The sequence below is a fragment of the Candidatus Poriferisodalis sp. genome, from assembly GCF_965219595.1.
Lineage (GTDB): Bacteria > Actinomycetota > Acidimicrobiia > Acidimicrobiales > Poriferisodalaceae > Poriferisodalis.
In genome coordinates this window covers 121,593-147,954 of record NZ_OZ244781.1, presented here as the reverse complement: position 1 = coordinate 147,954, position 26,362 = coordinate 121,593, and the positions used below count along the sequence as shown (strand labels likewise).

Here is a 26,362-nt window from a genome sequence, read left to right as displayed (position 1 = left end):
AGCCGTCCCTGAGTCGATCGGGCCGCTGGGTGATAGAACTTCGCCTGACTCATGCGCCAGTGCTCAAGCTGTGCTGGCCGCACCAGCCCGGAGGCGCGTCCGTGAACTTCGCATTCACCGAGGAGCAGGAAGAGCTCCGCAACTTCGTCCGTTCGTTCCTCGAGGAGAAGTCCCCGGAGACCACCGTTCGGGAGCTGATGGAGACCGACGACGGCTACGACCCCGCCGTGTGGTCGCAGATGGCTGAGCAGCTCGGCTTGCAGGCGCTGATCATTCCCGAGGAGTACGGCGGCCAGGGCGCCAGCTACGTGGAGCTCGGAATCGTGCTCGAGGAGATGGGCCGCAGCCTGCTGTGCTCGCCCTACTTCTCCACTGTGGTGCTGGCCGGCAACGCCATCTTGCACTCGGGTAATGAGAAGGCCAAAGAAGAGCTGCTCGAAGGCATTGCCTCGGGCGAGATCATCGCCACGCTGGCGCTGGCTGAGGCCAGCGGCCGCTGGGATGCCGAGGGCGTCGAGGTGGAGGCCACCGACACGGGCGACTCGGCGACGATCTCGGGCGAGAAGATGTTCGTGACCGACGGCGGCACGGCGAACCTGTTCGTGGTGGCGGCGCGCTGCGACGGCGGGATTCACCTGTTCACCGTCGAGGGCGATGCTGCGGGACTCAGCCGCGAGAACCTCGCCACCATGGACCAGACCCGCAAGCAGGCCCGCATCACCTTCGACAACACGCCGGCCAAGCACCTGTGCGACACCGACAACTTCGCCTACATCGATCAGGTGCTCGACTTGGCTGCGGTGGCGCTGGCCAACGAGCAGGTCGGCGGTGCGCAGTTCGTGCTCGACATGGCCGTGCAGTACGCGAAGGACCGTGTGCAGTTCGGGCGCCCGATCGGCTCGTTCCAGGCCATCAAGCACAAGTGCGCCGACATGCTGCTCGAGGTCGAGTCGGCCAAGTCGGCTGCCTACTACGCGGCTTGGTGCGCTGCGGAGATGAACGACGAGCTGCCGTCGGTGGCGTCGCTCGCCAAGGCCTACTGCTCAGAGGCGTACTTCCATTGCGCCGCGGAGAACATCCAGATCCACGGCGGCATCGGCTTCACCTGGGAGCACCCTGCGCACCTGTACTTCAAGCGTGCCAAGAGCTCCGAGCTGATCTTCGGCGATCCCGCCTACCACCGGGAGCAGCTGGCCCAGCGCATCGGCCTGTAGGCCAGGACAAGTCAGACTGAGGCGCGCCGCACGGACATCTGAGCTGCCGGGGAGGCACCGGTGATTGTCGCGGTCATCGTCATCTCATTGGTGATCGGCTTCGTCGTTGCCGCGGGCGTGGTCGGCACGCAGGCGCAGCGGCTGGGCCGCCAGCGACGCGAGCCGGTGTGGCGTCTCGCCGAGGCGGCCGAAGTTGTCGCCGATCTCGTGCCGTTCGACATTGCTGCGGCACTGGAGCCCAGCGAGCTCGAGACGTTGCTGCGGGCACACCTCAACCAGCTGCAGTTCGCGCCACCACCTACGTCGGACGACGCTGATCCTGATGCCGAGGGCGAAACGGGCACGACGGTCACCGAGGACCAATCCTCGGCAGCCGATCTGTATCGCAGCGTCCGCCGAGACGGGCTTGAGGTGTCGCTGGAGCAGGTCACCGCGGTCGCTGATGCGCACTTGGAGTACCTCCGCCTGATCGGCGCGCTTGCCGTCGTGGACCCCGATTGAGGCTGAGCCGATAGGCAAAGCCGTGGCCCGAGCGGCCCGTGAGCGCCAGCGAACAAGAGCGGGGAGCGTCAGGTGCAAACAGCAGAGGGCTCACCTGTCCGCGCATCCTCTAACGCACGCTGAGCCCGCAGCAGGACGGCAGAATGTTCCCATGGACATCCCGAGGGAGCTCGCCGGCTGCCGATTCGTCGGCGACAAGCGCAACCAGATCGTCTACGACATGGAACTCGAGACTGATGATCCGGCGGTCACCGAACAGCTCGCCGCAGCCGTCGCTGACATCGTGGCAGCGCAGTCCTACGCCACCTTCGGCCCCGACGAGCTGCCAGAAGCGCGCAACCGCGGCTACCGCCTGTCGCGGCTCTGCCGCTAGGACATGACGGTGCGCCTTGCAACGGCCGCGCATGCGGTATTCGGCCGACAGCCCGCAGCGACGTGAGCACCGACGTCACCGAGACCACCATCGAGGGCAGCCCGGGCCTCGCAGCGATCCTGGTGCGCCCGAAACGACCTGTCCGCAGCGGGCCCGCAGTGGTGCTCTGCCACGGCTTCCCGTCGATGCAGCGGCCCGGCGTGCCGAACCGCACCTACCAGCTCTTCGCCGAGCGCATCGCCGAGGCCCAAGGCTGGACAGTGCTTGCGGTGAGCATGCGCGGCTGCGGCGAGTCTGACGGCGATTTCTCATTGCTCGGCTGGATTGACGACATCGGCCGCTCGGTCACCCGTGTGCTCTCCGAGGGTTGCCGGGGTGTATGGCTCGTGGGCTCGACTACCGGCGGCTCTGTGGCGATCCTGGCGGCGGCGCGCGACGCCCGGATTCGCGGCGTGGCCGCAATGGCGCCCAGGGCGGATTTTGACGACTGGGCGAGCGACCCCAAGGCGTTCCTGCAGCACTGTCGCAACGTGGGTGTGATCCGAACTGACGGTTTTCCGAAGTCGACGGGCGCTTGGAATCGTGAACTGAAGCAGAACCGGGCGATGGACGCTGTGGGACAGCTGGCCGACCGGCCGCTGCTGATCCTGCACGGCATCAACGACCGGCAGGTGCCCTACGAAGAGGCCCGACATCTGGCTTCGGGGCATCCCAGTGCAGAGTTGCGTCTCATCGAGGGTGCCGACCACCGCATCCGTCACGATCCGCGAGCGGTGGCCATCCTGCTGGGCTGGCTGGAGCGCCAAGCAGCCGCCCAGTACGCCTAGCCGAGCGAAGCGCTCGTGGATCGGGCTGTTTCAGGGGCGGCGGGCGATCATCATGTTCGCCACTGAGCGCACCACTGTGATGCCGTGCTGGTTGACGAGTTCATGGGCCATCTTGACGATGCCCCGGTCGGGCTTGGAGCGGCTCGGGCGCAGCTCCAGCACGTCCACCACGAGCGTGAGACGGTCGCCCGGATGCACCGGCGCCAGCCACCGCAGCTCGTCGAGACCGGGCGAGCCCATGCTGGACGGCCCCAGCAGGTGCTCGCCCAGCAGCTTCATCATGATCGAGCCGGTGTGCCATCCCGAGGCGATCAGCCGGCCGTACACCGTGTCACGGGCGGCTTCGGGATCGATGTGGAAGGGCTGGGGGTCGAACTTGCGGCCGAATTCGATGATCTCGGCCTCGTCGATCGTCGTGGAGCCGAAGGTGAAACGCTCGCCGGCCTCGTAGTCGTCGAACCACCGCTGCGGGCACGGGATGTCGCTGGGCACCGGGACAGTCTGCTCACTGCGACCGCCCAAGCGGCCACGAATCTCGGATCTGTCCGTTGGTGTCCCGACTTGGCCTGCTGAGCCGGATGCTGGCGGAGCAGGTCGTTCAGTGTGCGGAGGCGGACCAGGGGTCGGCGCTGTCGGTGGCCAGGCCGTAGCGCTTGATGGCCTCCGCCGCCGCGCTCGAGTCGATCTCGCCCAGTTCGGCGAGGCGCCACAGCACGGCCACGGTGATGTGCTCGGCGGTGATCTCGAAGTGCTCCCGCAGCCGGCTGCGGGTGTCGCTGTGGCCGAAGCCGTCGGTACCCAGCGACGTGTAGTCGCGGCCGATCCAGCGCGACACCTGGTCGGGCACGGCCCGCATGAAGTCGGTCACGGCGATCACCGGCCCCATGCCGTCGGCCAGCTGCCGGGTCACGAAGGGCACCTGCTGGGGATCGTCGGGATGGAGCGTGTTCCACCGCTCGCACGACAGCGCCTCCTCGCGCAGCGCCTTGTAGGACGTGGCGCTCCACAGGTCGACGCCCACGTCGTGCTCGGCCGCCAGCAGGTCGGCGGCCGCTCGCGCAGCCCCCTGCGCCGAGCCCGAGAACAGAATTGTGCCGGAGTGGGCTCGTCCGAGCGGCGACGGGGCGTAGCGGTAGAGCCCGGCCAGAAGATCTTCCACAGCGAGATCGTCGGGCTCAGGCGGCTGGACGTAGTTCTCGTTGTAGATGGTCAGGTAGTAGAAGATGTCCTCGCCCACGCCGTACATGCGCCGGATGCCGTCCTGCACGATGGCAGCCAGCTCGTAGGCGAACGCAGGGTCGTAGGCCTGGCATGGCGGCACCACCGAGGCCAGCAGCGGCGAGTGGCCGTCCTGGTGCTGGAGACCCTCGCCCATCAGGGTGGTGCGACCCGCCGTGGCCCCCATGAGGAAACCGCGCCCCCGCATGTCGGCCAGCGCCCAGATCATGTCGCCGACCCGCTGGAAGCCGAACATCGAATAGAAGGTGTAGAAGGGCACCATCGCCACGCCGCGAGTGGCATACGACGTGGCCGCGGCGGTGAAGCTGGCCAGCGCACCCGCCTCGGTGATGCCCTCCTCGAGGATCTGGCCGTCGATGTGCTCGGTGTACGACAGCAGCAGGTCGTGATCGACCGGCTCGTACAGCTGCCCCTGGCTGGCGTAGATGCCCAGCTCGCGGAACAGCGAGTCCATGCCGAACGTGCGGGCCTCGTCGGGAATGATCGGCACCACCCGGTCGCCGAAACCCGGCTCACGCGTCATCGCCCGCAGCATCCGGGTGAACGCCATGGTGGTCGACACCGCCATCTCGCCCGACCCCGCCGAGAATTCCTCGAAGGGTTTGGAGCTGGGCATCGGCAGCGCCTTGCGGCACCAGTTGCCGATGCGCTTGGGCAGCGGGCCGTTGAGCGCCTTGCGGCGTGCCATCAGGTACTCGTGCTCGGCGCTGCCGGGTGCCGGCCGGCAGTAGGGCGGGTCATCGGGATCGAACTCGGCGTCGATCTCGTTGTGCAGCCGCAGTCGCTCGCGGATCGTCATGAGCTGCGTGCGGTTCAGCTTCTTGATCTGGTGGGTGGCGTTGCGGGCTTCGAGGTCGGGCCCCAATGACCATCCCTTGACCGTCTTGGTCAGGATGACCGTGGGACTGCCCTCGTGCTCGACGGCCGCCTGGTAGGCCGCGTACAGCTTCTTGTAGTCGTGGCCGCCGCGGGGCAGGGTCTGGAGGTCTTCATCGGAGAGGTGCTGCACCATCTCGCGCAGCCGCGGATCGGGGCCGAAGAACCGCTCACGGATGTACTGCCCGCTCTCCACCGAATAGCGCTGGTACTCGCCGTCGATGGTCTCGTTCATCTTGTTGAGCAGCACGCCGTCGCGGTCGCGCGCGAGCAGCTCGTCCCAGCGACCGCCCCAGATCACCTTGATCACGTTCCAGCCCGAACCGCGGAAGTTGGCCTCCAGCTCCTGGATGATCTTCCCGTTGCCGCGTACGGGACCGTCGAGCCGCTGCAGGTTGCAGTTCACCACGAAGATCAGGTTGTCGAGCCGCTCCCGGGCGGCGAGGTGCAGCGCGCCGAGCGTCTCGGGCTCGTCGGTCTCGCCGTCGCCCACGAAGCACCACACCTTCGACTCCGACGTGTTGTCGATTCGGCGGTTGTGGAGGTAGCGGTTGAAGCGGGCGTGATAGATGGCGGTGATCGGCCCGAGGCCCATCGACACCGTCGGGAACTCCCAGAATTCGGGCATCAGGCGGGGATGGGGGTACGACGACAGGCCGGTGCGGCCGATCTCGCGCCGGAAGTGCTCGAGATCGGTGTCGTCGAGGCGGCCTTCGAGGTAGGCCCGGGCGTAGATGCCCGGCGCCGCATGGCCCTGGATGTAGATGTGGTCGCCGGGCTCGCCGTCGTCCTTGCCGTGCCAGAAGTGGTTGAAGCCCACGTCGTAGAGCGCCGCGGAGCTGGCGAAGGTTGACAGGTGGCCGCCGATGCCGTCGGCCCACGAGTTCGCATGGGTCACCATGGCCACGGCGTTCCAGCGGATGAAGGCCCGCAGGCGCTTCTCGATCTCCTCGTCGCCGGGGAACCACGGCTCGTCTTCGGGGGCGATCGTGTTGATGTATGGCGTCGAGACGGTGGCGGGGAAGTCGACCTGCATCTCACGGGCCTTGGACATGAGCCGCCGGATCAGGAAACGTGCGCGGTTCTTGCCCCGTTCCTCGACGACTGCTGCGAACGACTGCAGCCAATCGTCGGTCTCGTCGGGGTCGATATCGGGAATCTGCTCATGCAACCCGTCGAAGAGCATGGGTTCTAGTGTCGCACTTGGATGAGCCAGAAATCGAACGCGGCAGCGCGAGAGGTCTTCACCGACGGGTCATGCCTGGGCAATCCAGGTCCGGGCGGCTGGGCCTACGTGGTCGACGGCGGGCCGTGGGCCTGCGGCTTCGAGCCCTCCACCACCAACCAGCGCATGGAGGTCGCGGCCGCGGCGCAAGCCGTTGAGGACTTGGACGGACCGCTGCGGATCGTCAGCGACTCCACCTACGTGGTGAAGTGCTTCACCGACGAGTGGTGGAAGGGCTGGCACCGGCGCAACTGGCTGAACACTGCGAAGAAGCCGGTGGCCAACCGGGATTTGTGGGAGCCATTCATCGAGGCCGTGCTGGCGCGGAGCGAGGTGACGTTCGAGTGGGTGAAGGGTCATGCCGGCCAGCGGCTGAACTCCGCTGCCGACGCGCTGGCTGTGCATGCTGCGGGGGCAGGTGCCGGCCAGAGCGGCAACCGGTTCGACGATGACGTGCTCGATCGGCTGAGCGACCCGCGTTCGACACCGAACCGCCCGGCGAAGGGTGCCGTGAGCACCGACGAACCGACGTCGGGGAACCGAGAGATCACCGGTCACTCGGTGGCCGTGCTGGGCCACCGGCCGCCGGAACTCGGCGGCTACAACGAGAACCCGGTCTCGCGCAAGGTGCTCCGGCAGCTGAGCGACGTCATTGCGGCCAAGCGCGAGCTGCATGCCGATCTCGTCGTAGCGACGGGCCTGGGGCTCGGCGCCGAGACCCTGGGTGCTGAGGCTGCGCTCGCGGCCGGTGTGCCCTATGTGGTGGTGCTGGCATTCGAGGGCGTCGAGCGGCGGTGGCCGGGGCCGTCACGCCAGCGCTTTGCAGAGCTGCGCCAGCGTGCAGAGCAGGAATTCGTGCTCGCGAACCGCGTGCCGGCGGACACCGAGGCATTCGGCAAGGCGATGCGTCGCCGGGACACCTGGTTCATGCACAACTGCGACGAAGCCGTGCTGGTTCGCCGCGCTGACGACCGCACGCTGGGCGATCTGAACCGGCGCCTGGAGGATGCGCTGGACGATGTCTGGGTGATCGAACCCGGCGACTAGTCGCCGTCGACGGGGGTCTCGACGAGTGCGGCGAGCCGCTCGAGCGTCTTTTCCATGTTGGCCACGTTCTTCTTGTGAGCTCCGATGAGCTCGACGCTCCGCGGCAGCTTCGCAGTGGACCAGTCGAAGGTCTCGCGCACCAGCGTGCTGCCGTCGGGCTGTGGTTCGAGCCGGTAGCTCCAGCGCTGGCCCTGCCAGTGCGCCCAGGTGATCAGGCGGTTCTCCTCGAACTCCAACACCCGATTCTTCACGGTGTAGGAAACGCCGACTTTGATGCGCATCGAGAACGTGCTGCCCAGCGTCAGCGGGGCAGCGCTGGTGGTCAGGCGAGCCAGTGTTCCCGAGCCGTCGATCTCGCAATGACGGCCGGGATCGGTCAGCACCGCGAAGATCTTCTCCGCGGGAGCGACAATGAGCCGTTCCACACTCACGCTCCGCTGCTTCGGCTTGGCCATGGCTGTTCTCAGGCGGGCGTGAGCGCGTCGTGAACGATGTCGGGCGGGGGCGTGCCGCCGCCGCGCTCGATGCTTCCGTCGGCCCGCACCAGCATCCACCTCGGCTGGTAGCTGTTGCCGAGCTGGTCCCACAGATCGCCGTCCTCGTTGCTGAGCTGCGGGACGTCGCCGAGCTGGTGCTTGGCCACGAACTTCCGGTAGGAATCCTGGGAGTCGCCGCCCGGAACGCCCACCAGGACCAAGCTGTCGCCGTGCTCTGCCTTCAGCGCTGCGACCGCAGGCGCTTCACGATTGCACGCCGGTCACCAAGGCGCCCAGAACCACAGCAGGACATCGTTGCCAGCCGCTGCAGCCAGATCGAACTGCTGCCCGTCGAGCAGCGCGCCTTCCAGCAGCAGGATCTCGGCCCGGGTCTCCTGGGTGACCGGGGCAGTCGTCGCTGCTGGCTCGACAGCCGCACCGGTGTCGGTGCCGCCGGAGGTGGTCGTGGGCACCTCGGCAGCAGATGCCGTGGCCGCCGTATCCCGGGACACGCTGACCTCAACGCTCCCGCAGCTGGCCAGAACGCCGAGACCTGCCAGCCCGGCCAGCAGCACGATGACCGCTCGGTACCGCGGATGCGTCACCTTGCCGAGCCTATCCCTGGGTCCAGGATGCAATAGCGCGGGATACATTCAGCCCGGTGAGCACCCGGGCATTGATTGCTTTGGCACTCGTGACCGGGATGGTCATCCTGATGGCGTTCGCAGTCCAGGTGCTCATCGCGCTGTAGCACTGCCGTGCTCGGGCGAAGTGCATGCTGCGGGGCCGCGGTGCGAACCGGTCGGAAACGCGGCGTACCCTCGTCGCGCGATGGCAGATGACACGAACTCCGGCGAGACAGGCAGCCCGGTTCGGTACGACCTCGTGGTGATCGGCGGAGGCCCTGCGGGCTACGGGGCAGCCCTGTACGCCGGCGCCGCAGGCATGAGCGTCGCCCTCGTGGAACGCGACCGGCTCGGCGGCACGTGCCTGCATCGAGGCTGCATTCCCGCCAAGGAACTGCTCGAGACAGCAGCGGTCTGGCGCACCGTCGGCGAGGCCGCCGAATTCGGCGTCAATGTCGAGCCGCCTGAGCTGGACTTCGCCGTTTCGCAGGGCCGCAAGCAGCGCATCGTCGACGGCCTCGAGACCGGGGTGAAGGGGCTCCTGCGTCGCCGCAAGGTCGCGACCTACGAGGGCACGGGACGGCTGCGTGCCGACCGTTCAGTCGAGGTCGACGCAGGCGAGTCCGGCATCCAGACGCTGCAGGGCGATCAGGTGCTCCTCGCAGCGGGTTCGGTGCCGATCACGCTGCCGGGATTCGATCGCGACGGCACGCTGGTGATGACCTCCGACGAGGTCTTGGCACTCGACGAGGTGCCGAGCCGTGTGGCCGTGATCGGCGGGGGCGCCATCGGTTGCGAGTTCGCTTCGATGCTGGCCGATCTCGGCGCCGAAGTCACCGTCCTCGAATACGCGCCGCAGATCATCCCCGGCGTCGACGCCGACATCGCCAAGGCCCTCGCTCGGGCGTTCTCCAAGCGGGGGATCACGGTGCTGACCGGCTGCCGGGTCACCGGCCACACTCCCGATGGCAGCGGAACCACCGTGCAGTACGAGATCGCTCCCCGCTCCGGCGACGGCGACATGACCGAAGCGTCCCTCGAGGTCGATGCCGTGGTGGTGTCGGTGGGACGCCGACCGTACGCAGATCATCTCGGCCTCGACGGCACCGAGGTCAAGCTCGACGAGCGGGGTTTCGTAGTGGCCGACGAGATGTGCCGCACCACCATGGCCGGCGTCTATGCCATCGGCGATCTCATCAATACGCCGCAGCTCGCCCATGTCGGGTTCGCCGAGGCGATCGTGGCCACGAAAGACATGCTCGGCGAAGAACCGGCGCCGGTCGACTACGCGAACGTGCCCTGGGCGATCTACTGCCATCCCGAGGTGGCGTTTGCGGGGCTCACCGAGGCGACGGCTCGCGAAGCCGGTTACGAGGTGGTGACGTCCAAGCACCGCTTCACCGGCAACTCTCGGGCGATGATCGTCAACGACACCGAGGGCCTCGTCAAGATCGTGGCCGAGCGCGAGGCCGACGGCACTGCCGGGCGCGTGCTCGGCGTTCACATGATGGGGCCGTGGGTCACCGAGCAGCTCGGTCAGGGTTACCTGGCGGTGAACTGGGAGGCCACGGTCGCCGAAGTGGCGGCGCTGGTGCAGCCCCACCCCACGCTGTCAGAGCTCTTCGGCGAGACGATGCTCTCGCTCACCGGGCGAGGTCTGCACGGATGAGCTCGGCGGCAGCCGCCGTGCGCCGTTCTGGGGTGCCATATGGCTGACTTGGTGCTGCCCCAGCTCGGCGAGACCGTCACCGAGGGCACCATCACTCGCTGGTTCAAGAACCCGGGTGATGCGATCTCGGTGGGCGAGATGCTCTACGAGGTGTCGACCGACAAGGTCGACAGCGAAGTGCCCTCGCCGATGGAGGGGGTACTCACCGAGATACGCGTCCCCGAGGGCGAGACCGTGGACGTCGGGACGGTGCTGGCGATCGTCGAGCTGCCCGAAGGCGCTGTCGCGCCGCCGCCCGATGCGGCAATCCCCGTGCCCAGTGGCGCGCCAGCAGAACCGGCTGCCGCTCCGACGGCTGCACCGGCTGAGCCGCCAGCGGTGCCCGCCGCTGCACCTGTCGCTGCGAGTGCGGCTGCTGGACGGGCCAACGGCGCAGCGAACGGGCCTGCAACCGACCATGGCAGCCACTTGCTCTCGCCCGTCGTCCGGCGCCTGGTACGAGAGCATGGCCTCGACCCTGCCGCCCTCGTGGGCACGGGCGTCGGCGGTCGTATCACCCGGTCCGATGTGCTCAACGCCATCGACGAGCGGCAACGTGCCGCAGCTGCGAGTGCGGGCCCCACGACGTCTCCGGCCAGACCGGCTGCCGGCGAACGCACTTCGGCGCCCGGTCCGCCGCCCGTGCCAGCACCGGTCGCCGCCGCTGCTGCGGCTGAATGGACCGACGGCGACTCGCGCTACGAGTCGTTCAACAACATCCGCCGCCGAACCGGCGAGCACATGGTGAACTCCATGGCCACGTCGCCGCACGCCCTCACCGTCGTCGAGGTCGACTACGAGAATGTGGAGCAGGTGCGCCGGGCCCACCGCGAGGCGTGGCGGGCTGCGGAGGGATTCAGCCTCACCTACCTGCCGTTCATCGTGGTTGCCGTCGCTGACGCCCTGGCCCAATGGCCACGGCTGAACGCCTCGGTGGAGGACGGCGGCCTGCGCATCTGGCGTCGTCGCAACATCGGCGTCGCCGTGGACCTCGACTACGACGGGCTGATCGTGCCGGTGCTGCGAGACGCCGACTCGTTCAGCCTGCGAGGCGTGGCCCGCACGATGAACGAGCTCGCGGCGCGTGCCCGGGAACGGCGCCTGACGCCCGACGACATCAGCGGTGGCACATTCACCATCTCCAACAACGGATCCTTCGGCACCTACACCACGGCAGCCATCATCAACCAGCCCCAGGTGGCTGTGCTCTCCACCGACGGCGTGGCCCGGCGCCCAGTCGTGGTCACGGACCGGTTCGGCAACGAGAGCATTGTGGTGCATTCGGTGGGCCACCTGGCGATGGGCTGGGATCACCGTGCATTCGACGGCAGCTACGCCGCAGGGTTCCTGGGCCACATCCGCCAGATGCTCGAACAGCACGACTGGGGAGCGGAGTTCTAGCTGTGCGCTCCGTGCTGCAGGTGCGCTGGCTCGGGAGGGTCGGCTTCCGCGAAGCGCTCGACTTGCAGCGGCGCCTGTGGGCGCACAGCGCGGAGAACTACCTGCTGCTGCTCGAACACCACCACGTCTTCACTGCGGGCCCGAGCGCAGACGAGGCCAACCTGCTCGTCGATCCCGGCGACGTTGGCGCCGACTGCGTCCGCATCGACCGCGGCGGCGACTTCACCTACCACGGTCCCGGCCAGCTCGTCGGCTACCCGATCCTGACGCTGCCCGGTCGCCGCGGCGGGGGATTGGCGGAGACTTCGGCGTACGTGTGCGATCTGGAACAGGTGCTCATCGATGCGCTGGCCGACCTGGGGCTGCCCGGCTGCGGCCGTTTCCGCGGGTATCCGGGGGTGTGGCTGGATCTCGAGGGCACACCGCGCAAGATTGCCGCCATCGGCGTGCGCCTGAGCCGCGGCCGCACGATGCACGGCTTCGCGCTGAACGTCGAGACGGATCTGTCGTGGTTCGAACGGATCATCCCGTGCGGCATCCGCGACTTCCGGCCGACGTCGTTGCGAGCCGAGGGCTGCGCAGCAACCATGCGCGAGGTGGCCGACGCCGTGGTCGGGCGTGCAGCCGAGAGATGGAGCGCAACCGGCTGCGAGCGCGCAGACGTGGCGTGGCGCCACCGCCCTTCCGACCTCAGTGCATTCAGCCGGGGCCAGGGTCCAGGGCAACCCTCCAGACCGGTCGAGGTCTCGCCGCCTCGTAGCAGAGCGCGCTTGGCCGAAGCTGGGGTAGACGGCGGATTGGGTCTCGGCGAGCGGAAGCCGTCGTGGCTGCGTGCCGGGATGGACCTGAACGACGGCTATCTCCGGCTGCGCCGGGTGATGCGACAGCACGAGCTGGTGACGGTGTGCGAGGAAGCCGGCTGCCCGAACATCTTCGAGTGCTGGGGGGCAGGCACGGCCACGTTCATGCTCAACGGCGAGCGGTGCACGCGTGCATGCGGCTTCTGTCTCGTGGACACTCGCCAGCCTGCGCCGCTCGATCCCGGCGAGCCCCGCCGCGTCGCCGATGCGGTGGCCGAAATGGGGCTGGATCATGCGGTGGTCACCGCCGTGGCCCGGGACGATCTTCCCGACGGCGGGGCCGCTGCCTTCGCCGAGACCATCGCCGCCATCCGGGATCGGTCGCCCGGCACGACCGTCGAGGTGCTGGTGCCCGACTTCGCCGGCGATGCCTCCTCGCTGCAGACAGTTCTCGATGCGAGCCCCGACACTCTGAATCACAACATCGAGACCGTCGCCCGGTTGCAGCGGGCGGTACGGCCCTCGGCGGGCTACGCCCGCAGCCTCGCTCTGCTGGCGCGCAGCGCCTCGGCGGGACACATCACCAAGTCGGGCATCATCGTCGGCATGGGCGAGGACGACGCAGAAGTCGATCTCACGCTGGCCGACCTGGCGGCTGTCGGCGTGAGCATTGTCACGATCGGCCAGTACCTGCGACCGACGAGCCATCACATTCCGGTCGCTCGCTGGGTGCCGCCCGAGTCCTTCGAACGTTGGCGGGAGGCAGGCACCGCGCTCGGCATCGACCATGTCGAGTCGAGCCCGCTGACCCGTTCGAGCTATCACGCCGCCGAATCCGCCGCAGCCGTAGAGCTCAGCCCCCGGGCCCGTCCCGTCCCGGCCTAGCGCACCTCGGTCAGCGAGAGGCAGCACGGCGATGGCTGAGGGTGCACCGGTGGATGTGGCGACGGTGATGTGCCAGTGGGCCACTGGGGGGCTGGCGTACCTGTGGGTGACCACGCGTCGGCGGGAAGTAGGGCTCGGCTACGGATGGCTGCTGCGGTCGCTCTACGCGGTGATCGCTGCCGTCGCGGCCGTCACCGGATTCGTGTTCCAGCCGAACACCGTGCGCGACGTGGCCTGCCTAGCGATGGCGCTGTGCGCCGGTGCGACACTCGTGCGTTCGGCAATGCCCAACCTGCCCGGGGCGGATCTCCAGGTGCAACTCGGAGATGCCGGCAGCGACGGCGGGACAACCGTTGATTCCTCCCCGAGAAGGACAATCGAGGGATTCGACCCGCGCTGGGACCTCGCGGCGCCTCTTGTCGGACTGGTCGGCGTCATCGCTGCAGGGCTCGGCGCGAGCGGTGACATCGCACCGGCGCTTCACCTCGCCCGTGTCGTGGTCGGCGCTGCGTTCCTCGGAGTCGTGAGCAACTCGATGCTGCTGGGCCACTGGTATCTCGTGCAGCCCGGTCTGCGCCGGGAGCCGCTGCGGGAGCTGGTGCGCCATCTCGGCGGCATCTGGCCGATCGAGGTGGGATTGCTGCTGCTGCCCACCGGCATGATTGCGGTACTGACCGGCAGCATTGACGACGGCTACGGCGGGCTGCTGGGCTGGTTCTGGATTGCGTGCGCGGTCACCACCGTGGCGTTGGCCGCTGTGGCCATGGCGGCGCTGCGCGAGCGCCAGTACGCGGCCGTCATGGCGGCCACCGGGCTGCTCTACCTAGCGATCCTGACCGGCTTCGGCACCGACCTCGTGGCTCGACTCACCCTGGCCGGCTAGCTCTGTTCAGGGGTTGGACAGTCAGGTGCCCGTCCACTCGGGCGGGCGTTTCTCGGCGAAGGCCCGCCCGCCTTCCTTGGCGTCTTCGCTGTCGCCCACGATCTTGCGGATCGACTCGCCCATGCGCAGGGCCTCGGTCCAGCCCATGCGCTGGCTGCGCCACGCCACTTCCTTCACGGCCCGCACGGCAAGGGGCGCTCCCTGGCACAGGCGCTCGGCCAGGGTGCGAGCTTCGTCCATGAGCGTGTCGTGCGGCACAACCTTCCACGCGAGCCCCATCTCGTGCGCTTGCTCGGCGTCGAAGTTCTCACCGGTCAGCAGGATCTCCATGGCGTTCGCCCAGCCGATCTTGTGCGGCATCCGCATGGAGCCCACGATGGTCGGCACACCGATCCTCACCTCGGGCATGCCGAAGATGGCGCGGTCAGATGCAATGAGAAAGTCCGCCACCAGGGCCCCGGTGAGCCCGTAGCCGATGCACGCGCCGTTGATGGCCGCAATGATCGGCTTGTACAGCTCGAGACCGCTCTCGAGGCTGTTGATGGTGGGAATCTCGAAGTACGACCCCGACCAGATTCCCGCCGAGCCCCGGGTGGGATCGCGCAGGTCGGCGCCGGCGCAGAACGCCCGGCCCTCCCCGGTCATGATGGCCACCCACGCGTCGGGGTTGTTGTAGAACTCCATCCACGCGGCGTTCAGGCACTGTCGCATGTCGCCGTTGATGGCGTTCATTGCCTCGGGCCGGTTGTAGGTGATCGTGGCGACGTGCCCGTCGAGCTGGTACCTCGCCGCTGCGTCGGGGTCGGAGATGTCGGGCACAGGGCCCTTGTAGGAGGGATCCGTCATGGGTGCCGTTCTAGCGCACCGGCCCCTGCAGTCACCTCCGACGCCGGCCGGTTCCACCGCGCGCCACTAGCGTGACTGCCGCTCGCACGGCAACTGTGACAAATGGGGAGCTCACGATGCGCACCGGCCAGCAGTACAAGGAATCGCTCGCAGACGGACGCCTGACGTACTTCGAGGGCAAGCAGATCGACGACCTGGAGACCCACCCGATCCTGGGCCAGACGGTCGACGCCACGGCCGCGGGCTATGACCGCTTCTACGACCCGGCACCCGAGGCCATGTCGCCGCTGATGACCGTGCCGCGCAGCGCGGACGATCTGCGCGAGATGATCCCGATGCTGCATTCGGCGGGGATGATGGCTCACGTCACCTACACGTCCATCCAAACCCTGAAGACCGCCGCAGGCCGCATGGTCGACTCCAAGCCCGACTAGGGAAACCCCGTCTGACCTGCGGTTATGCCCTATCGGCCCAGTATTTGACCTTCTGCGTGGTTCTCTTTGGTTCGTCGTTTGTCCCTGTTTGACCACGGGGCAGCACGCGCGCTCAGCAAGTTGTTGGGGTTGCGAAACCCTAGGAAGCCGCAACTTCACAACTTCGAGCTAGAGCCTGTTCAGCGGCCAGCGCCGTCATGCTGCGGGAAGGCACAAGCGAACTTGTTGGGGTTGGGGAACCCCTAGGCGCTCACAACTCCACAACCCGGCTTCGCGTGCTGCTCGGCTGCGGCTGCAACGTCTCGCGACAGCAGGCAGGAACGAAACGACCTGCTGGGCAGCCGTCGTCTCTGTGACCACGACAGCGCAGCCGAACGCCTGCCGTGCACCCGTGCTGCCGACGATGGAAGGCAGGTCGCCAGCAAGCAGGTGCAAGCCGCTGGCGAGCTTCAAGCCGTGCGCAGCTGCCTGCGCTGTCGGCTTCGTTGAATCCTCATCGTCGAGCCTCATGGCGGGGCAGTCTGCCAGCGGCCCGCGCAGCGTCGGTACGCGAGTGCGCTGGGGCAGAATCCTGCACCCTCTGAGCTTGTTGGTCGGCTAGGCGTCGGAGCGGCGGTTGATGTCGGCCACAGTGTCGATGAGAGCGCTCGTTTCCATCTTGATTGAGCCGACTGTCACCTTCACTTGGTGCAGATCGCTCTCGATCCGGTCGAGCTTGCGGTCTTGGTGGTCAAGCCGCTTGTCCAGATGCTCTCGCAGTTCCTCTATCTCGCTGTTGCCGTTCTCCATGCCGCCATCCTACGCACGGCATAGGTACGGGGGCCGCGACCTGCTCGGCCTGCGTTCTCTGCGTGCCTGCTTGTCCGTGTCTGAGGCTCGCTGGGGCAGCCTGCCGCCTTGGCCCGCAGAAGCGCTCCTGAGCGTTGCGGGAGGCAAGCCCTCTGCCTGCCCTCAGACAGCGCAGGAAGCCTCCTGAGCGCCCGCAGAGGCAACAAGGCGGGAGACGTGGCCCGAGCGCTCAGACAGGCTTGTGAGCGCCCGTCTCGGCTCGCTGCTGGCACTCGCCGCGGCTTCGTTCTGCGGGTTGGTGTTCGCTGCCGTCGACTTGTCGATATGGCACGCTCGACAAAGGGTCAAACCGTTGCCCACGTCATAGGCCAGTTCGGGCGCAATGTGCACCGGCTCGATGTGATGCGCCTCCAGCTTCCCGGCCCGCCCGCACTTCGCACAGCGGAAGCCGTCGCGGCTCAGCACTTCGTCTCGCCAACGCGCCTGCCGTCTCGATGACAGCGCACCCGAAGGCGACCGGCTCACCAGACCCGCAGCGTCGGAGTCGGAGCACGAAGCCAGCGCACCAAGTGACCCGCGGCCAAGGTGGCCGCTACTGCCACGTCATCACGGCTTCTGTCATGCCGCTTCTTGGACAGCCTCACGTTTCCCTGATCGTCGGATACCGCCACGGCCTGAGACAGCGCAATACGGGCCAGCGCCCGACACTGGGGAGCAATCGACAGCGGCCCGTCTTTCACAAGCTGGCGGAAAGCCGAGATGTCTTCGGTTGCCTCAGACCAACGGGTGACACGCTCGACTAACGGGAATCTGCCGTCTACAGCGTCTCTCAGATCGCCCCGCAGGAAACGGTCGTGATAGCCCACCGCTGGCCGTATGCCGTTCGCTTCGAGCACTTGCAGCAGCGTGGTCGGCTTGGACACTCTCCGACCCTCATCGACCACTAGAACGCCGTCGGCAGCAAGCTGGCGGTACAGACCGGCAGGCATGGCGTCTTGCCGCTCACGCTCTTCAAGCGATGGAATGCCTGGGCACACTGCGAAGCACTCGCTCCGCCCATTCTCCCAGAGGCACCAAGCAGCCGACCATGAGCGCTCCCCGCCCAAGTCGATGCCGACCACACAAGCACCTTCACGCGGCAGGACATCACGACTCTCGACACGAAGCCAGTCTTCTGCCTCAATGAGAACGTCTTCGTATGCAAGCACGCTCCGGTTCAGCCGGTATGCCTCGAATGACCTTCGCAGGGTCGGCTTCTTTCGTGCTTCGTCGCGTTCCCTGAGAATCGTTCGTCTCAGCGGAGCGTGAACATTCGCAACCGGGTTCACCCGTCTGATCGTGTTCCAGTCATCCCACGGCGCTTCCGGCGGGGCGCTCAGCATCGTTACATGCGTGCCATTGCCTGAGCCGCCATCGAGCAAGTCAGGCCACCAAGAACCCGGCTCTGCGGGCGCACGGGTGCCCAGCAGGATCAGCCGCTGACCTTCCACTTTGCCGAGTGACTGGCGAACAGCGTCGAAGAGCATTGCGCCATTGCGCTGTTCCAGCGCAGCGGGTTCGTCGAAGAAGATCGAGCCGAACTGACTCAGGCCCATAGCGGCCCGGCCAGAAGATGAGATGCAATAGGCCGTTTGGCCCGTCGGCTTGTGAGTGACTGCAATGCGTTGGTCTGAATCCTGCCAGCGGTACTCATCACCCGGCAGCAACGCCTTCGCAAACCGCCACATGATCCGAGCCTGACGAAGAGACGCCGCGACCACGACGGTTTCGAGACCGTCACGCCACAGACAAGAGCCGGGAATCATGCCGAGCGCCACCAACCGCCCGGTAACAGCGCTCTTGGCGCTTCCACGGGGCAGAGACAGCGCCGAGACTTCAATATCGGGCTGAAATGTGGCCCGAATCCATTGCTCATGCACCTTCAGCAGCCGATCCGGGCTGATATTCCGGTACTCGGCTACGACTCTCGACGCCAGAGACGCCATTTCTGCCTCAAATCGGGTTTGGTAGCACGGCTGGACTCCCCTACGACCCTCGAAATGGCCCCGCCGGGCGGGGCAGGGGTCCCCACAGGCACCGTACCCCGCACACACGCGCAGGACCCCTCAGAGCCGACCTGAGCCGACCCTGAAGGGTCCTGCAAGCTCTCTAGGGCACTCGCCTAGCCCACCGACAGCGCTAGCGCAGTTGCGGTCAATGGCGAGGGTCGTACTCGTACCCGTCGCCGATTGAATCGGCGACATCCGGGGTTCGCCGACGCTGCCATGCCTCGAATGCCGCTACGGTCGCGACGCCGACGGCCAGCGCCACGAGCACGCCAAGCCAGACGCTCTCCGGGAACAGCACGCGCCACAGCGCGATGGTCGCAAACATCGGCAGCAATGCGAGCGAACCGGCTGCTTTCTCAGTCTTGTCCCGGAACGAATCGCCTTGCCATTTTCGGCCGGGCTTTTCGGCCGAGCGTCGCGCTCGGCGCACCGTTGCTCGCTCAACGCTGTCGCTCATGGTGTCAGGGTAGCTCGGGGTGCTCATCGTCGTTTCCCGCCTCACTTGCCGCAGTAGGACGTGTCGCCGCTGTCGCAGAAGAACTTGTAGATGATCCGGTAATACTCCGCGTCGGTGATCTCGCCGGCCAGCCATTTGTTGCTTGCCTCGTGCGCTTCCTCGCCCGTGGTCTTGCCGTCGCCGTCGTAGTCGCCGTCGGGATCGTTCGGATCGGCCTCCGGCTCAGGGTCAGCGTCGGAGCCGTCGCCGCTGTCGTCGTCGTCAGTGCCGGGCGGGCAGCGCCGAACGTCAGCCCGACGAAACCGCCTCAGCCCCGCGACGCTGCTGGCGCTCGCGCACGTCCAACAGGGCAAACACTCCGAGGGCTACACCGAAAAAGACCAATGCCGGGATCCAGCCAACGATGTCGCGTATCGCTAGGAACACCACGACCACCAACCCGACGGCCCAAGCCTGTCGCGTGCTTCGTTTTGTGGATCGTTTGGGGGTGGTCATGGTTGGGGTCTCCGTTTCGGATCGTACTCGGCCCTGTGCGGCGGGCCGTGTGGTGGTCGCGTGTCTCGGGGTGTTCATTGTGGTGGTTTCTTGCCGCAGTAGTAGCTGTCGCCGCGGTCGCACCAGGACTTGTAGATGATCCGGTAGTACTCCGCGTCGGTGAGTTCCCCGGCCTCGTATCTGAGGGATGCCTCGTGCGCTTCCTCGGCCGTGGTCGTGCCGTTGCCGTCGTAGTCGCCGTCGGGGTCGTTTTGATCTGGCGTCGGCTGCTGGCTGGAGCCGCTGCCCGAGCCGGAGCCGCTGTCGTCGTCGTGGTCTTTCTTTTCTTGCTCGCGCTTGTTCTTCTCGGCTTCTTCGAGTTTGTCAAACAACTTCTCGCAGCCAATATCTACGCCAATGCCAACAGGGGAACCGGCCACAAACTGCGCGATCCAAGAAGCACCTTTGACAATGAGTTTCCCCGCAGCCGCGGCACCAACACCGGCGGCCCCGTAGCAGACGATTTTGCCGGCGGCGTCGTAGAGGTGTCCCTCTGATTGTTTGAGTTCGCCGCTGCCGTGCTGGGTGTCTTCGTCGTGGCAGCCGCGCACGTTGCGATAGATGCCGGGCTTGTGCTCGTGCTGGCCCGCGGGGCACAGATCGGCGCCCACGGGATGGCAGGCCAGCCCTTGGCCGTGGTTGTGATAGCGCACGCTCGCGTCGGGGCCGCGGCACGCCTGGGGAAACCGCCACGCCTGCTGTTTCTCAAGGTGGCAGCCGCCCGTGTGCTCGTGAGAGTGCTCGCCGGCGGGGCAGTGGTCGGTCCACCCCTTGTGGTCCCCGTCGCTGTTGTCGGTCTTCTGGCCGAGCGTGTGGCACTGCTGCGATCCGTGAGCGTGCTCGTGCTCGCCCGTCGAGCAGTGCGAGTCATTGACCGGGTGACAGGCCGACGTGGTGGCCGCTGAGCCGGTGCCCAGCGCGTGCCGGTGCTGATGGCGAACGCCGCGCCCGCGCGTCACCGGGGCGCAGTCCGGCGGCGTGGTCGTCTTGGGCTTGTCCTTGACGCAGTTCGGCGGCGTGCCCGAGTAGCCGTCGGCGCATTTGGGCGGCTCGATCTTCTTGCAGTTGGGCGGGGTGCCGCTGTAGCCGTCGGCGCATTTGGGCGGCGGCGGGCACGGGGGCCGCTGAATGGCCGAGTGGCCGTGTCCGGGCGACCATGTGCCCGTACCGCACGGCGGCGTGAAGCTGTGGCTGTGGCAGTTCTTGCCGGCCCCGCCGTTTGAGTGCTGGCCCGCCGGGCACGACTTCGGCGGCGGCGCTGTCGTGGTGGTGGGCGACGTGTCCGGCGGGGGGTTGTCGGGGATCACGCGGTGCGTGTGCGCGACTTTCTCGTACCAGCACTGCTGAACGTTGGTGAACGGGTCATATGAGCAGCGCTTGACGGTCTTGGTGTGCGCCTCGGCCGTCTCGGCCGTGGCGAGCGGAACAGCGACAAGAACGGCGATGAACGCCAGCAGCGCGCACAGCGCCGCCAAGGATCGTTTGGACATGGAGGGTCCCTCCGAGCGGAATCAGCGAATGTGGGCGTCACACACCACCGCGCGGACCGCAAGGAGGGACCCATGCAACTGATGCCGCCCGAGCGGCCCGCACGGCCCGAAAAGGGCCGTGGTGGTGTGTGACGGGCGCGACTCTCGCGCGTTTCGCGGACGCGTGCAAGCGCGTCTTTCCCCTGCCTGTTTCGAGTGCCCGCCGAGCGTGGGCGCTGAGGCTCGCCTGCGGCCCTCAGGAAGCCGTCTGAGCGTGCCTGCGGCCTGTTGTGCCCGGTTGTGGCTAGCGGGGCATCGGCAGCGCTAGGCGTGCGCTGTCGGCCCGCAGCGTGCCTCGCTGTGTCGGCTTGGCCTGAGTCGTGGGCATGGCATCGAGACTAGAAGTGTGTGACCTCGTGCCTTGCCCCTACGACCCTCTGTGTCGGCGGCAGGGTCGGGGCAGGGGTTTCCGTGGGGCAGTGAGGCTTCGGGTTGCGGGAGTCCGGCTGGCGGACCCTGACCTTGTGAGCGCTTGTGTCGATGAGCGCCTGAGTGCTCCCGCGGGCAAGCTCGATGCTGACGGCTTGCCTGCGCTCGTAGGCGGGTGATGCCATCCGCAGCAACGCGGCCCGGCTCACGCCGGTGATTCGAGCAAGAGCGCTCGAGCCGAGACGGTCTCGATTGAGCACTACGGCAGAGGCAAGTTCCTCGCGCATACGGTCGGCCTTGCGCCTTGGGGAGCGCCGAGCCTCAGCAGCGTTGTCGATGTCGGCTCGATGGCGTGCTGTTCGTGCTTGGCGCCGACCGTCTCCGAGCTTGCTCGATGTGTAGCGGCTCACTGCGGAATCGACTAGCTCGGCGTTCGTCTCACGTCCCTGCTGGCCCGCCTACAGGGTTGCCCTCAGCGCCCGCAGGGTCGCCGCTGTTGCGTTCTGGCGCGTCGTGGGCAGCGCTCCTGCCCGTGGGCGCTTCGTCGGCGGCTGAGGCTCACGGCTGCGGGTTGGCTGCTGGCAGGGTCGGCCCGTTTCTGAGCGCCGTTGGCGCGCGGCTTCTGTCTGCTGCCGCCGTTGGTCAGCGTTGGCAATCGAGGCAGGCTCGGCGTCGTCTTGCGCCTGTTGCTCAGCCCTTGCCCGCAGGCTCGGCGCGACGTTCGGCTCTTGTCGGCGCGGCTGCGGCGCGCCTAGCCGCCGCTGTTGCGGGACTCGATGAGCTGTCTTTCGAGCCGGGTTGCGCCCGCGTCGGCTGCCTGACTGTCTGAGCCGAGACGAACGCTCACGCTGTGCGGGCCATGTCCGCAGGGTCGTAGCCGAGTCGGGTTATCACCTGCCCGCGCTTGTGCTCGGCCATCACGCTTCTAGGAGTCACCAAGTGCCACCTATGGGGTTGGTCGGGTTGGTCGGGTTGGTCGGGTTGGTCGGGTTGGTCGGGTTGGTCGTCGGCTGTTTCGTAGATGCCCTTCGAGCCTTTGCCCTTGCCCAGGTATCGAATGCCGACGCTGCCCAGCTTGTCGCGCAGGCTTCTGAGACGGTCTCGGCTGAGCCCTGTTGCGTTGCTCATTCCCGACTCGCCAGCGTCGTACTTGCCTCCCGCGCCGTCTACGACGCTGCGGATAGCTGCCAAGTCTCTCTTGTCCTGAGCGCCTGCCGTGCTGGCCGCAGCGCTCAGCGCGGCCCATTGGTAGGCCAGCGTCGGCCCGCCGTCGGCGTTGGTTCCCTTGGTGATGGTCAACGATGCGCCCCAGTTGCCAGCAAAGCGGTCCCGGCTGCGAAGCTCCTGCCTCGCGGTCGTGTCGGCTTCGCCAAGAGACTCGCCCGTGAGCATCACTGTCGCGTCGGCAAGAGCGCTCCAGCCCACAGAACCCAACGGCGTGCTGCCGCTGCCCTTGGCGACATGGTGAACCAGAATGAGGCTCTTGGCGCTCCTGACCAGCGGCCCAAGCTCCTGCTTGACGTGGGCGGCTGTCTTGTCGTCGTTGACGCCTGACAGCCCGAGCGCCTGAGCAACGCTCATGGCGCTGTCAACGATGACCAGCGTTGCCCACCTTGCAGCCTTGCGTTGCTCCCGCTGTTCAAGCTCGCGGAAGTCGCCATAGCGGCCCACCCGCAAGGGATGGTCCAAAGGGTCGCTGTAGGCGACATCGCCGACAGCCTCGATGCCGTCGCGCCAGCGGAACAGGTCAGAGTCGCCGTCGCCATGAAGCACCAGCACGCGTCCGCCCGCTTCCATCTCCCGGCGCGCTATCTCATAGCAAAGAGCGCTCTTGCCCCACTTCGGCGGACCTGCCAGAACCATGCTGCAACGCGGCAGCAACGGCGTCCCGTCGTCAGCGGATATGAGCGCCTTCACCTGCCCCGCGCCCTTGCGCTGATTGTGGATAGCCCAGCCATCCATGAACTCCGGCGCACGTCTCGGCTGCGCCCGACGCGGCTGCTGTCTCGGCTTGGTCGCCATCCTCTTTCCCTTGCCTGTTGTGCGGGCCGCTGTTTCACGACGGCCCGGCTTTGCTTCGCCTGCCAGATTACTGCCCGCAGCACCAAGGCGGGAAATGGCGAACCCCGCCGACCGAAGCCAGCGGGGTTCAGAACCATGAAACGAATGTCATCACAACAGGCAAGAGGATGAACGCACATCACGATACACAGCCCAGCAACCCGCCCGCCACGACACTGCCGCCCGCCAACCCGTTTGTGACTCGTTTGTACCCTGCCAGCACCCCGCCGCACCCGCCGAGCAGCCGAAACCCCAGCAAGCCGCACCAAGACAAGCCAATCTGCGCCTTTCCCGTTTGTGCCTTCGCTGCCCTCCCGCGTAGTTGCGAAGTTGCAGAACCCCTACGGTCTCGCAACCCCAACAAGTTCGCCTGCCGCTTCCGTTCGTGCCTTTCCCGGCCCTCCGCCGAGTAGTTGCGAGCCTGCCGAACCCCTGCCGTCTCACAACCCCGACAACCTCGCCTGACGCGCAAGAGTGTGTGACCGCGTGCCTCCCTCTACGACCCTTGCCATGCAGGCAGGAGACGGGGCAGGGGTTCCCGCGGCTGTCTGTTGCAGCACGACTCCCGAGACGGGTTTCTTTCTGACGCGTGCCTCCCTCTACGACCCTCCCGCCCGACATCGACAGAACCCCTCAGCAGCCTCTAGGAGACGTTCTGAGGGGTTCTGAGGGGAGCACGCGCCTGCCCCAGCGGGAAGGCGCACAAGCCGCCTGCGGGCGCTCTAGCCGCCAGTCAGGTACTCGGCCCAGCGCTCGACCATCTCGCGCCTGCGCTCGATCAGGTCGTCTCGGTAGTAGCACGCCTGCACGCCTTTCTCTGCGTGCTGAAGCTGGCGCTCGATGACTTCGCGCGGGTAGCCCTCCCGGCTCGCCCATCCTGCGAAGCAGGTGCGCCAGCCGTGGTGAGTCCACTCGATGCCCTCGACTCGCTGCCTTTGCCTCTGCGGCCATGAGTCGGGCAGAGGCTTGCCGGTCTTGGCTTGCACTGCCGCGAAGTCGGAAGCGATGCCTTGGCGCTCTTGCAGGCTCTTGGCGAAGCGCAGGACCCTGACTGCCTCAGCCGACAGAGCGAACACGTACTCCGTTTCTGTCTTGGTCCTGCTGGCGTCGATTGTCCAAGTGCCTGCCTCGATGTCGAAGTCTGCCCAGCGTGCCTGCTGTGCCTCTGAGACTCGGCAGCCGGTGAGCGCCACAAGCTGAAACAGGACAAGCCTGCTCTCGTTCACTTCGGCATCGAGAACCTTCACGTATTCGTCGTGAGCCGTCTCGATAGAAACGGCTGCGTGATGCCCTCCCTTGTCGCCGTTGCGGATGGCTGCCCCGACATCGGCGGCAACGTTGGTGCCCACAAGCCCGCGGGCAGCGCATGACGCCAGAACAGACTTGAGCCTGCTCAGCGTGCGCTTCCTGCGGGAAGGCGACTCGATGGCGTTGATAGCGGCAACCACGTCCCCGCTCTCGATGCTGGCGACCTGCCTGCCGCCCAGCGCGTCTCTCAGGTAGGCGTCGAAGGTTGATCCCCAGTCTTTGGCGACCTTGGCGCTCACGTCCCCGTCAGCCTCTTTCATCGCCACGAACGAAGCCCACTCGCCTGCCAGCGTCGGCCCGCTGACAAACTGCCAGCGATCCTCAGAAGGCGTCTGCTGCGGGGCAGCGGGCACGACCGGGGCAGGCACAGCAGGCGCAGCCGGAGCAGGCAGCGCCGGGGTGCCCGTGCGCTTGCGAGGGTCTATGCCGTCGAGCGCCATCCTCAGATTGTCGAGCGCCATTCTCTCGGCCCGCGCCACGTCAACAATCGGCCAGCGGCCAAGCCCAAGGTTCACCCGCTTGCCGTTCACAGTGACCCTCTGAACCCAAGACCGGGTGATGTCGCCGCTCTTGGCATGGTGGACGTTCACTGCCAGCCCGTACTTGCCAGCGCCGTGCCTCCCCGCCCGTCGGAGCTTCCCTATCTGCGTGTCAGTCAGGCTCATTGTTCCTCCCCTGTATGTCTGACCTTTAGACTGACCTTCATTATAACCACGGTTTGACCGGATCAAGTCCATTGCTGCTCAAACCCCTCTCAAATAGGCAGATACTACGTACAACATAGTCCAAGCCCGACTACATCGAGCGGATGGACGCCTTCATCAGCGAGGCGCAGCGCGACGACGTGCGGATCACGCAGTGCATCACCGACGCCAAGGGCGACCGCAGCCGGCCGCCGGCCCGCCAGGACGACCTGGATTCGTATGTGCGCGTGGTGGATCGCCAGCGGGACGGCGTGGTGATCCGCGGCGCGAAGCTGCACATCACCGGTGCTTCGTTCGGCCATGAACTGCTCACGATTCCCACCAAGGCCATGAAGCCCGGCGAGGAGGACTGGTCGATCGGCTGCTCGGTGCCGGTGAATGCCCCTGGCGTCAAGATCATCAACACCACCTACGCGCCCCGCCACGAGGATCCCCGGGCTTTCCCCGTGTCGGGCGAGCACCACTATCCCGAGGGCTTCGTGATCTTCGACGACGTGTTCGTGCCCCACGAGCGCGTCTTCCTCGACGGCGAGACGCACTATGCCGCCGTATTCGCCCATGCGCTGGGACTGTGGGAACGCCTCGGCGGGCTGTCGGCGTTCGTGGAGGAAGCCGACCAGCTCGTCGGGTTGGCCCAGCTCGTGGCCGAGGCCAACGGCACGGCGGGGATCGGTCACGTCAAGGAGAAGATCTCCGAGTTGATCATCCACGCCACGCTGATTCGAGCTGCGCTGGAAGCGGCCATCGCCCACTGCTCGATCGGGCCCGAGGGCGCGGCGTTCCCCAACGAGCTCTACACCAACGCCGGCAAGTTCCAGGCGGCGGCGAACTACAGCGCCATGGTGCGCCACCTGCACGACATCGCCGGCGGCGCCGTGCTCACCTCGCCGGTGCCGGCCGATTTCGAGAATCCCGACGTCGGTGCGCTGGCACGGAAGTACATGTCCACCCGCCACGACGTCGACGGCGAATACCGGGCACGCCTGATGCACACCATCCGGGACCTCACCGCCGACTCCTACGGCGGCTGGAAGTTCGTGACCAATCTGCAGGCCGGCGGTGGCCTCTATGCCCAGCGCATCGTGACGCGCAAGCACTACGACCTCGACGCCGCCAAGCAGAAGGCGCTGGCCGTCGCGGGTCTCGCCGAATCGGATCACTAGCTGTCGTTCTCTCCGCTTGACGGCTAGCAGCCGCCCAAC

General features: G+C 67.0%; 25 protein-coding genes. 11 read left to right on the top strand and 14 right to left on the bottom strand.

Going from position 1 to position 26,362, the window contains the following annotated elements; translation table 11 throughout:
* The first annotated feature begins 101 nt into the window (after window positions 1–101).
* The 4 genes from ACOQPE_RS00570 (at window position 102) to ACOQPE_RS00555 (ending at window position 2,915) form a co-directional block, all read left to right on the top strand.
* Window positions 102–1,214: an acyl-CoA dehydrogenase family protein gene (locus ACOQPE_RS00570; protein ID WP_420610012.1), complete on the top strand. Its 1,113-nt coding sequence runs from the start codon at window positions 102–104 to the stop codon at window positions 1,212–1,214.
* A 60-nt stretch (window positions 1,215–1,274) separates the two neighbouring features.
* Window positions 1,275–1,715, top strand: coding sequence for a hypothetical protein (locus ACOQPE_RS00565; protein WP_420610011.1), 441 nt, complete (start codon window positions 1,275–1,277; stop codon window positions 1,713–1,715).
* Between the two features lie 151 nt (window positions 1,716–1,866).
* Window positions 1,867–2,088, top strand: a complete 222-nt coding sequence (locus ACOQPE_RS00560) for a hypothetical protein (RefSeq protein ID WP_419916258.1) — start codon at window positions 1,867–1,869, stop codon at window positions 2,086–2,088.
* Window positions 2,089–2,150: 62 nt separating this feature from the next.
* Complete coding sequence (locus ACOQPE_RS00555) at window positions 2,151–2,915, top strand: alpha/beta hydrolase family protein (RefSeq protein WP_419916257.1); 765 nt, start codon at window positions 2,151–2,153, stop codon at window positions 2,913–2,915.
* 30 nt (window positions 2,916–2,945) lie between these two features.
* Here ACOQPE_RS00555 and ACOQPE_RS00550 read toward each other — a convergent pair whose 3' ends face one another.
* Together ACOQPE_RS00550 and aceE are read right to left on the bottom strand one after the other, a co-directional pair.
* Window positions 2,946–3,407, bottom strand: coding sequence for a MaoC family dehydratase (locus tag ACOQPE_RS00550; protein WP_420610010.1), 462 nt, complete (start codon window positions 3,405–3,407; stop codon window positions 2,946–2,948).
* 106 nt (window positions 3,408–3,513) lie between these two features.
* A complete protein-coding gene (gene aceE, locus ACOQPE_RS00545) occupies window positions 3,514–6,216 on the bottom strand; it encodes a pyruvate dehydrogenase (acetyl-transferring), homodimeric type (protein WP_420610009.1) in 2,703 nt (900 codons plus the stop codon).
* 21 nt (window positions 6,217–6,237) lie between these two features.
* Here aceE and ACOQPE_RS00540 point away from each other — a divergent pair, with 21 nt between their 5' ends.
* On the top strand, window positions 6,238–7,302 hold the full coding sequence (locus tag ACOQPE_RS00540; protein WP_420610008.1) for a ribonuclease H family protein: 1,065 nt from the start codon (window positions 6,238–6,240) through the stop codon (window positions 7,300–7,302).
* Here the strand turns inward: ACOQPE_RS00540 and ACOQPE_RS00535 are convergent.
* The 3 genes from ACOQPE_RS00535 to ACOQPE_RS00525 all read right to left on the bottom strand — a co-directional run bounded on the left by ACOQPE_RS00535 (window position 7,299) and on the right by ACOQPE_RS00525 (window position 8,383).
* Window positions 7,299–7,733, bottom strand: a complete 435-nt coding sequence (locus tag ACOQPE_RS00535) for an SRPBCC family protein (protein WP_420610007.1) — start codon at window positions 7,731–7,733, stop codon at window positions 7,299–7,301. The two genes, ACOQPE_RS00540 and ACOQPE_RS00535, sit on opposite strands and share 4 nt — an antisense overlap.
* 32 nt (window positions 7,734–7,765) lie before the next feature.
* Window positions 7,766–7,990: a hypothetical protein gene (locus tag ACOQPE_RS00530; RefSeq protein WP_420610006.1), complete on the bottom strand. Its 225-nt coding sequence runs from the start codon at window positions 7,988–7,990 to the stop codon at window positions 7,766–7,768.
* 69 nt (window positions 7,991–8,059) lie between these two features.
* Window positions 8,060–8,383 (bottom strand): hypothetical protein, encoded by a 324-nt coding sequence (locus ACOQPE_RS00525; RefSeq protein WP_420610005.1) that lies wholly within the window; start codon window positions 8,381–8,383, stop codon window positions 8,060–8,062.
* Between the two features lie 226 nt (window positions 8,384–8,609).
* Here ACOQPE_RS00525 and lpdA point away from each other — a divergent pair, with 226 nt between their 5' ends.
* Genes lpdA through ACOQPE_RS00505 form a run of 4 tightly spaced genes read left to right on the top strand, consistent with a single transcriptional unit; the run spans window position 8,610 to window position 14,081 of the window.
* Window positions 8,610–10,073, top strand: coding sequence for a dihydrolipoyl dehydrogenase (lpdA, locus tag ACOQPE_RS00520; protein ID WP_420610004.1), 1,464 nt, complete (start codon window positions 8,610–8,612; stop codon window positions 10,071–10,073).
* A gap of 39 nt (window positions 10,074–10,112) precedes the next feature.
* Window positions 10,113–11,513, top strand: coding sequence for a dihydrolipoamide acetyltransferase family protein (locus tag ACOQPE_RS00515; RefSeq protein ID WP_420610003.1), 1,401 nt, complete (start codon window positions 10,113–10,115; stop codon window positions 11,511–11,513).
* 11 nt (window positions 11,514–11,524) lie between these two features.
* A complete protein-coding gene (lipA, locus tag ACOQPE_RS00510; RefSeq protein ID WP_420610002.1) occupies window positions 11,525–13,198 on the top strand; it encodes a lipoyl synthase in 1,674 nt (557 codons plus the stop codon).
* A gap of 31 nt (window positions 13,199–13,229) precedes the next feature.
* Entirely contained in the window at window positions 13,230–14,081 is an 852-nt protein-coding gene (locus ACOQPE_RS00505) for a hypothetical protein (protein WP_420610001.1), read from the top strand.
* 21 nt (window positions 14,082–14,102) lie between these two features.
* Here ACOQPE_RS00505 and ACOQPE_RS00500 read toward each other — a convergent pair whose 3' ends face one another.
* Window positions 14,103–14,927 (bottom strand): enoyl-CoA hydratase/isomerase family protein, encoded by an 825-nt coding sequence (locus ACOQPE_RS00500; RefSeq protein WP_420610000.1) that lies wholly within the window; start codon window positions 14,925–14,927, stop codon window positions 14,103–14,105.
* 116 nt (window positions 14,928–15,043) lie between these two features.
* On the opposite strand from ACOQPE_RS00500, the gene ACOQPE_RS00495 reads away from it, so the two are divergent.
* On the top strand, window positions 15,044–15,361 hold the full coding sequence (locus tag ACOQPE_RS00495) for a 4-hydroxyphenylacetate 3-hydroxylase N-terminal domain-containing protein (RefSeq protein ID WP_420609999.1): 318 nt from the start codon (window positions 15,044–15,046) through the stop codon (window positions 15,359–15,361).
* Between the two features lie 597 nt (window positions 15,362–15,958).
* Here the strand turns inward: ACOQPE_RS00495 and ACOQPE_RS00490 are convergent.
* From ACOQPE_RS00490 to ACOQPE_RS00455, 8 genes are all read right to left on the bottom strand, one after another.
* Window positions 15,959–16,150: a hypothetical protein gene (locus tag ACOQPE_RS00490; protein WP_420609998.1), complete on the bottom strand. Its 192-nt coding sequence runs from the start codon at window positions 16,148–16,150 to the stop codon at window positions 15,959–15,961.
* A gap of 162 nt (window positions 16,151–16,312) precedes the next feature.
* Window positions 16,313–16,615, bottom strand: a complete 303-nt coding sequence (locus tag ACOQPE_RS00485) for an HNH endonuclease (protein ID WP_420609997.1) — start codon at window positions 16,613–16,615, stop codon at window positions 16,313–16,315.
* 56 nt (window positions 16,616–16,671) lie between these two features.
* Window positions 16,672–17,877 carry a hypothetical protein gene (locus ACOQPE_RS00480; RefSeq protein ID WP_420609996.1) on the bottom strand — a complete coding sequence of 402 codons (1,206 nt, stop codon included), beginning with the start codon at window positions 17,875–17,877 and terminating at the stop codon, window positions 16,672–16,674.
* A gap of 466 nt (window positions 17,878–18,343) precedes the next feature.
* Window positions 18,344–18,655 (bottom strand): hypothetical protein, encoded by a 312-nt coding sequence (locus ACOQPE_RS00475; RefSeq protein ID WP_420609995.1) that lies wholly within the window; start codon window positions 18,653–18,655, stop codon window positions 18,344–18,346.
* A 41-nt stretch (window positions 18,656–18,696) separates the two neighbouring features.
* Entirely contained in the window at window positions 18,697–19,008 is a 312-nt protein-coding gene (locus ACOQPE_RS00470; protein WP_420609994.1) for a hypothetical protein, read from the bottom strand.
* Window positions 19,009–19,224: 216 nt separating this feature from the next.
* Window positions 19,225–20,679 carry a hypothetical protein gene (locus tag ACOQPE_RS00465; protein ID WP_420609993.1) on the bottom strand — a complete coding sequence of 485 codons (1,455 nt, stop codon included), beginning with the start codon at window positions 20,677–20,679 and terminating at the stop codon, window positions 19,225–19,227.
* Window positions 20,680–21,930: 1,251 nt separating this feature from the next.
* On the bottom strand, window positions 21,931–23,049 hold the full coding sequence (locus tag ACOQPE_RS00460; protein WP_420609992.1) for a hypothetical protein: 1,119 nt from the start codon (window positions 23,047–23,049) through the stop codon (window positions 21,931–21,933).
* An 821-nt stretch (window positions 23,050–23,870) separates the two neighbouring features.
* Window positions 23,871–25,121: a tyrosine-type recombinase/integrase gene (locus tag ACOQPE_RS00455; protein WP_420609991.1), complete on the bottom strand. Its 1,251-nt coding sequence runs from the start codon at window positions 25,119–25,121 to the stop codon at window positions 23,871–23,873.
* Between the two features lie 134 nt (window positions 25,122–25,255).
* On the opposite strand from ACOQPE_RS00455, the gene ACOQPE_RS00450 reads away from it, so the two are divergent.
* Window positions 25,256–26,323 (top strand): 4-hydroxyphenylacetate 3-hydroxylase C-terminal domain-containing protein, encoded by a 1,068-nt coding sequence (locus tag ACOQPE_RS00450; RefSeq protein ID WP_420611329.1) that lies wholly within the window; start codon window positions 25,256–25,258, stop codon window positions 26,321–26,323.
* Window positions 26,324–26,362: the final 39 nt, after the last annotated feature.

Coding starts and splice junctions, on each gene's coding strand:
- ACOQPE_RS00560 (WP_419916258.1), top strand. CDS start 1,867: ATGGACATCCCGAGGGAGCTCGCCGGCTGCCGATTCGTCGGCGACAAG.
- ACOQPE_RS00515 (WP_420610003.1), top strand. CDS start 10,113: ATGGCTGACTTGGTGCTGCCCCAGCTCGGCGAGACCGTCACCGAGGGC.
- ACOQPE_RS00480 (WP_420609996.1), bottom strand. CDS start 17,877: ATGTGGCGGTTTGCGAAGGCGTTGCTGCCGGGTGATGAGTACCGCTGG.
- ACOQPE_RS00460 (WP_420609992.1), bottom strand. CDS start 23,049: ATGGATGGCTGGGCTATCCACAATCAGCGCAAGGGCGCGGGGCAGGTG.
- ACOQPE_RS00490 (WP_420609998.1), bottom strand. CDS start 16,150: ATGGAGAACGGCAACAGCGAGATAGAGGAACTGCGAGAGCATCTGGAC.
- ACOQPE_RS00500 (WP_420610000.1), bottom strand. CDS start 14,927: ATGACGGATCCCTCCTACAAGGGCCCTGTGCCCGACATCTCCGACCCC.
- ACOQPE_RS00495 (WP_420609999.1), top strand. CDS start 15,044: ATGCGCACCGGCCAGCAGTACAAGGAATCGCTCGCAGACGGACGCCTG.
- ACOQPE_RS00455 (WP_420609991.1), bottom strand. CDS start 25,121: ATGAGCCTGACTGACACGCAGATAGGGAAGCTCCGACGGGCGGGGAGG.
- ACOQPE_RS00505 (WP_420610001.1), top strand. CDS start 13,230: ATGGCTGAGGGTGCACCGGTGGATGTGGCGACGGTGATGTGCCAGTGG.
- aceE (WP_420610009.1), bottom strand. CDS start 6,216: ATGCTCTTCGACGGGTTGCATGAGCAGATTCCCGATATCGACCCCGAC.
- ACOQPE_RS00465 (WP_420609993.1), bottom strand. CDS start 20,679: ATGTCCAAACGATCCTTGGCGGCGCTGTGCGCGCTGCTGGCGTTCATC.
- lpdA (WP_420610004.1), top strand. CDS start 8,610: ATGGCAGATGACACGAACTCCGGCGAGACAGGCAGCCCGGTTCGGTAC.
- ACOQPE_RS00540 (WP_420610008.1), top strand. CDS start 6,238: ATGAGCCAGAAATCGAACGCGGCAGCGCGAGAGGTCTTCACCGACGGG.
- ACOQPE_RS00475 (WP_420609995.1), bottom strand. CDS start 18,655: ATGAGCGACAGCGTTGAGCGAGCAACGGTGCGCCGAGCGCGACGCTCG.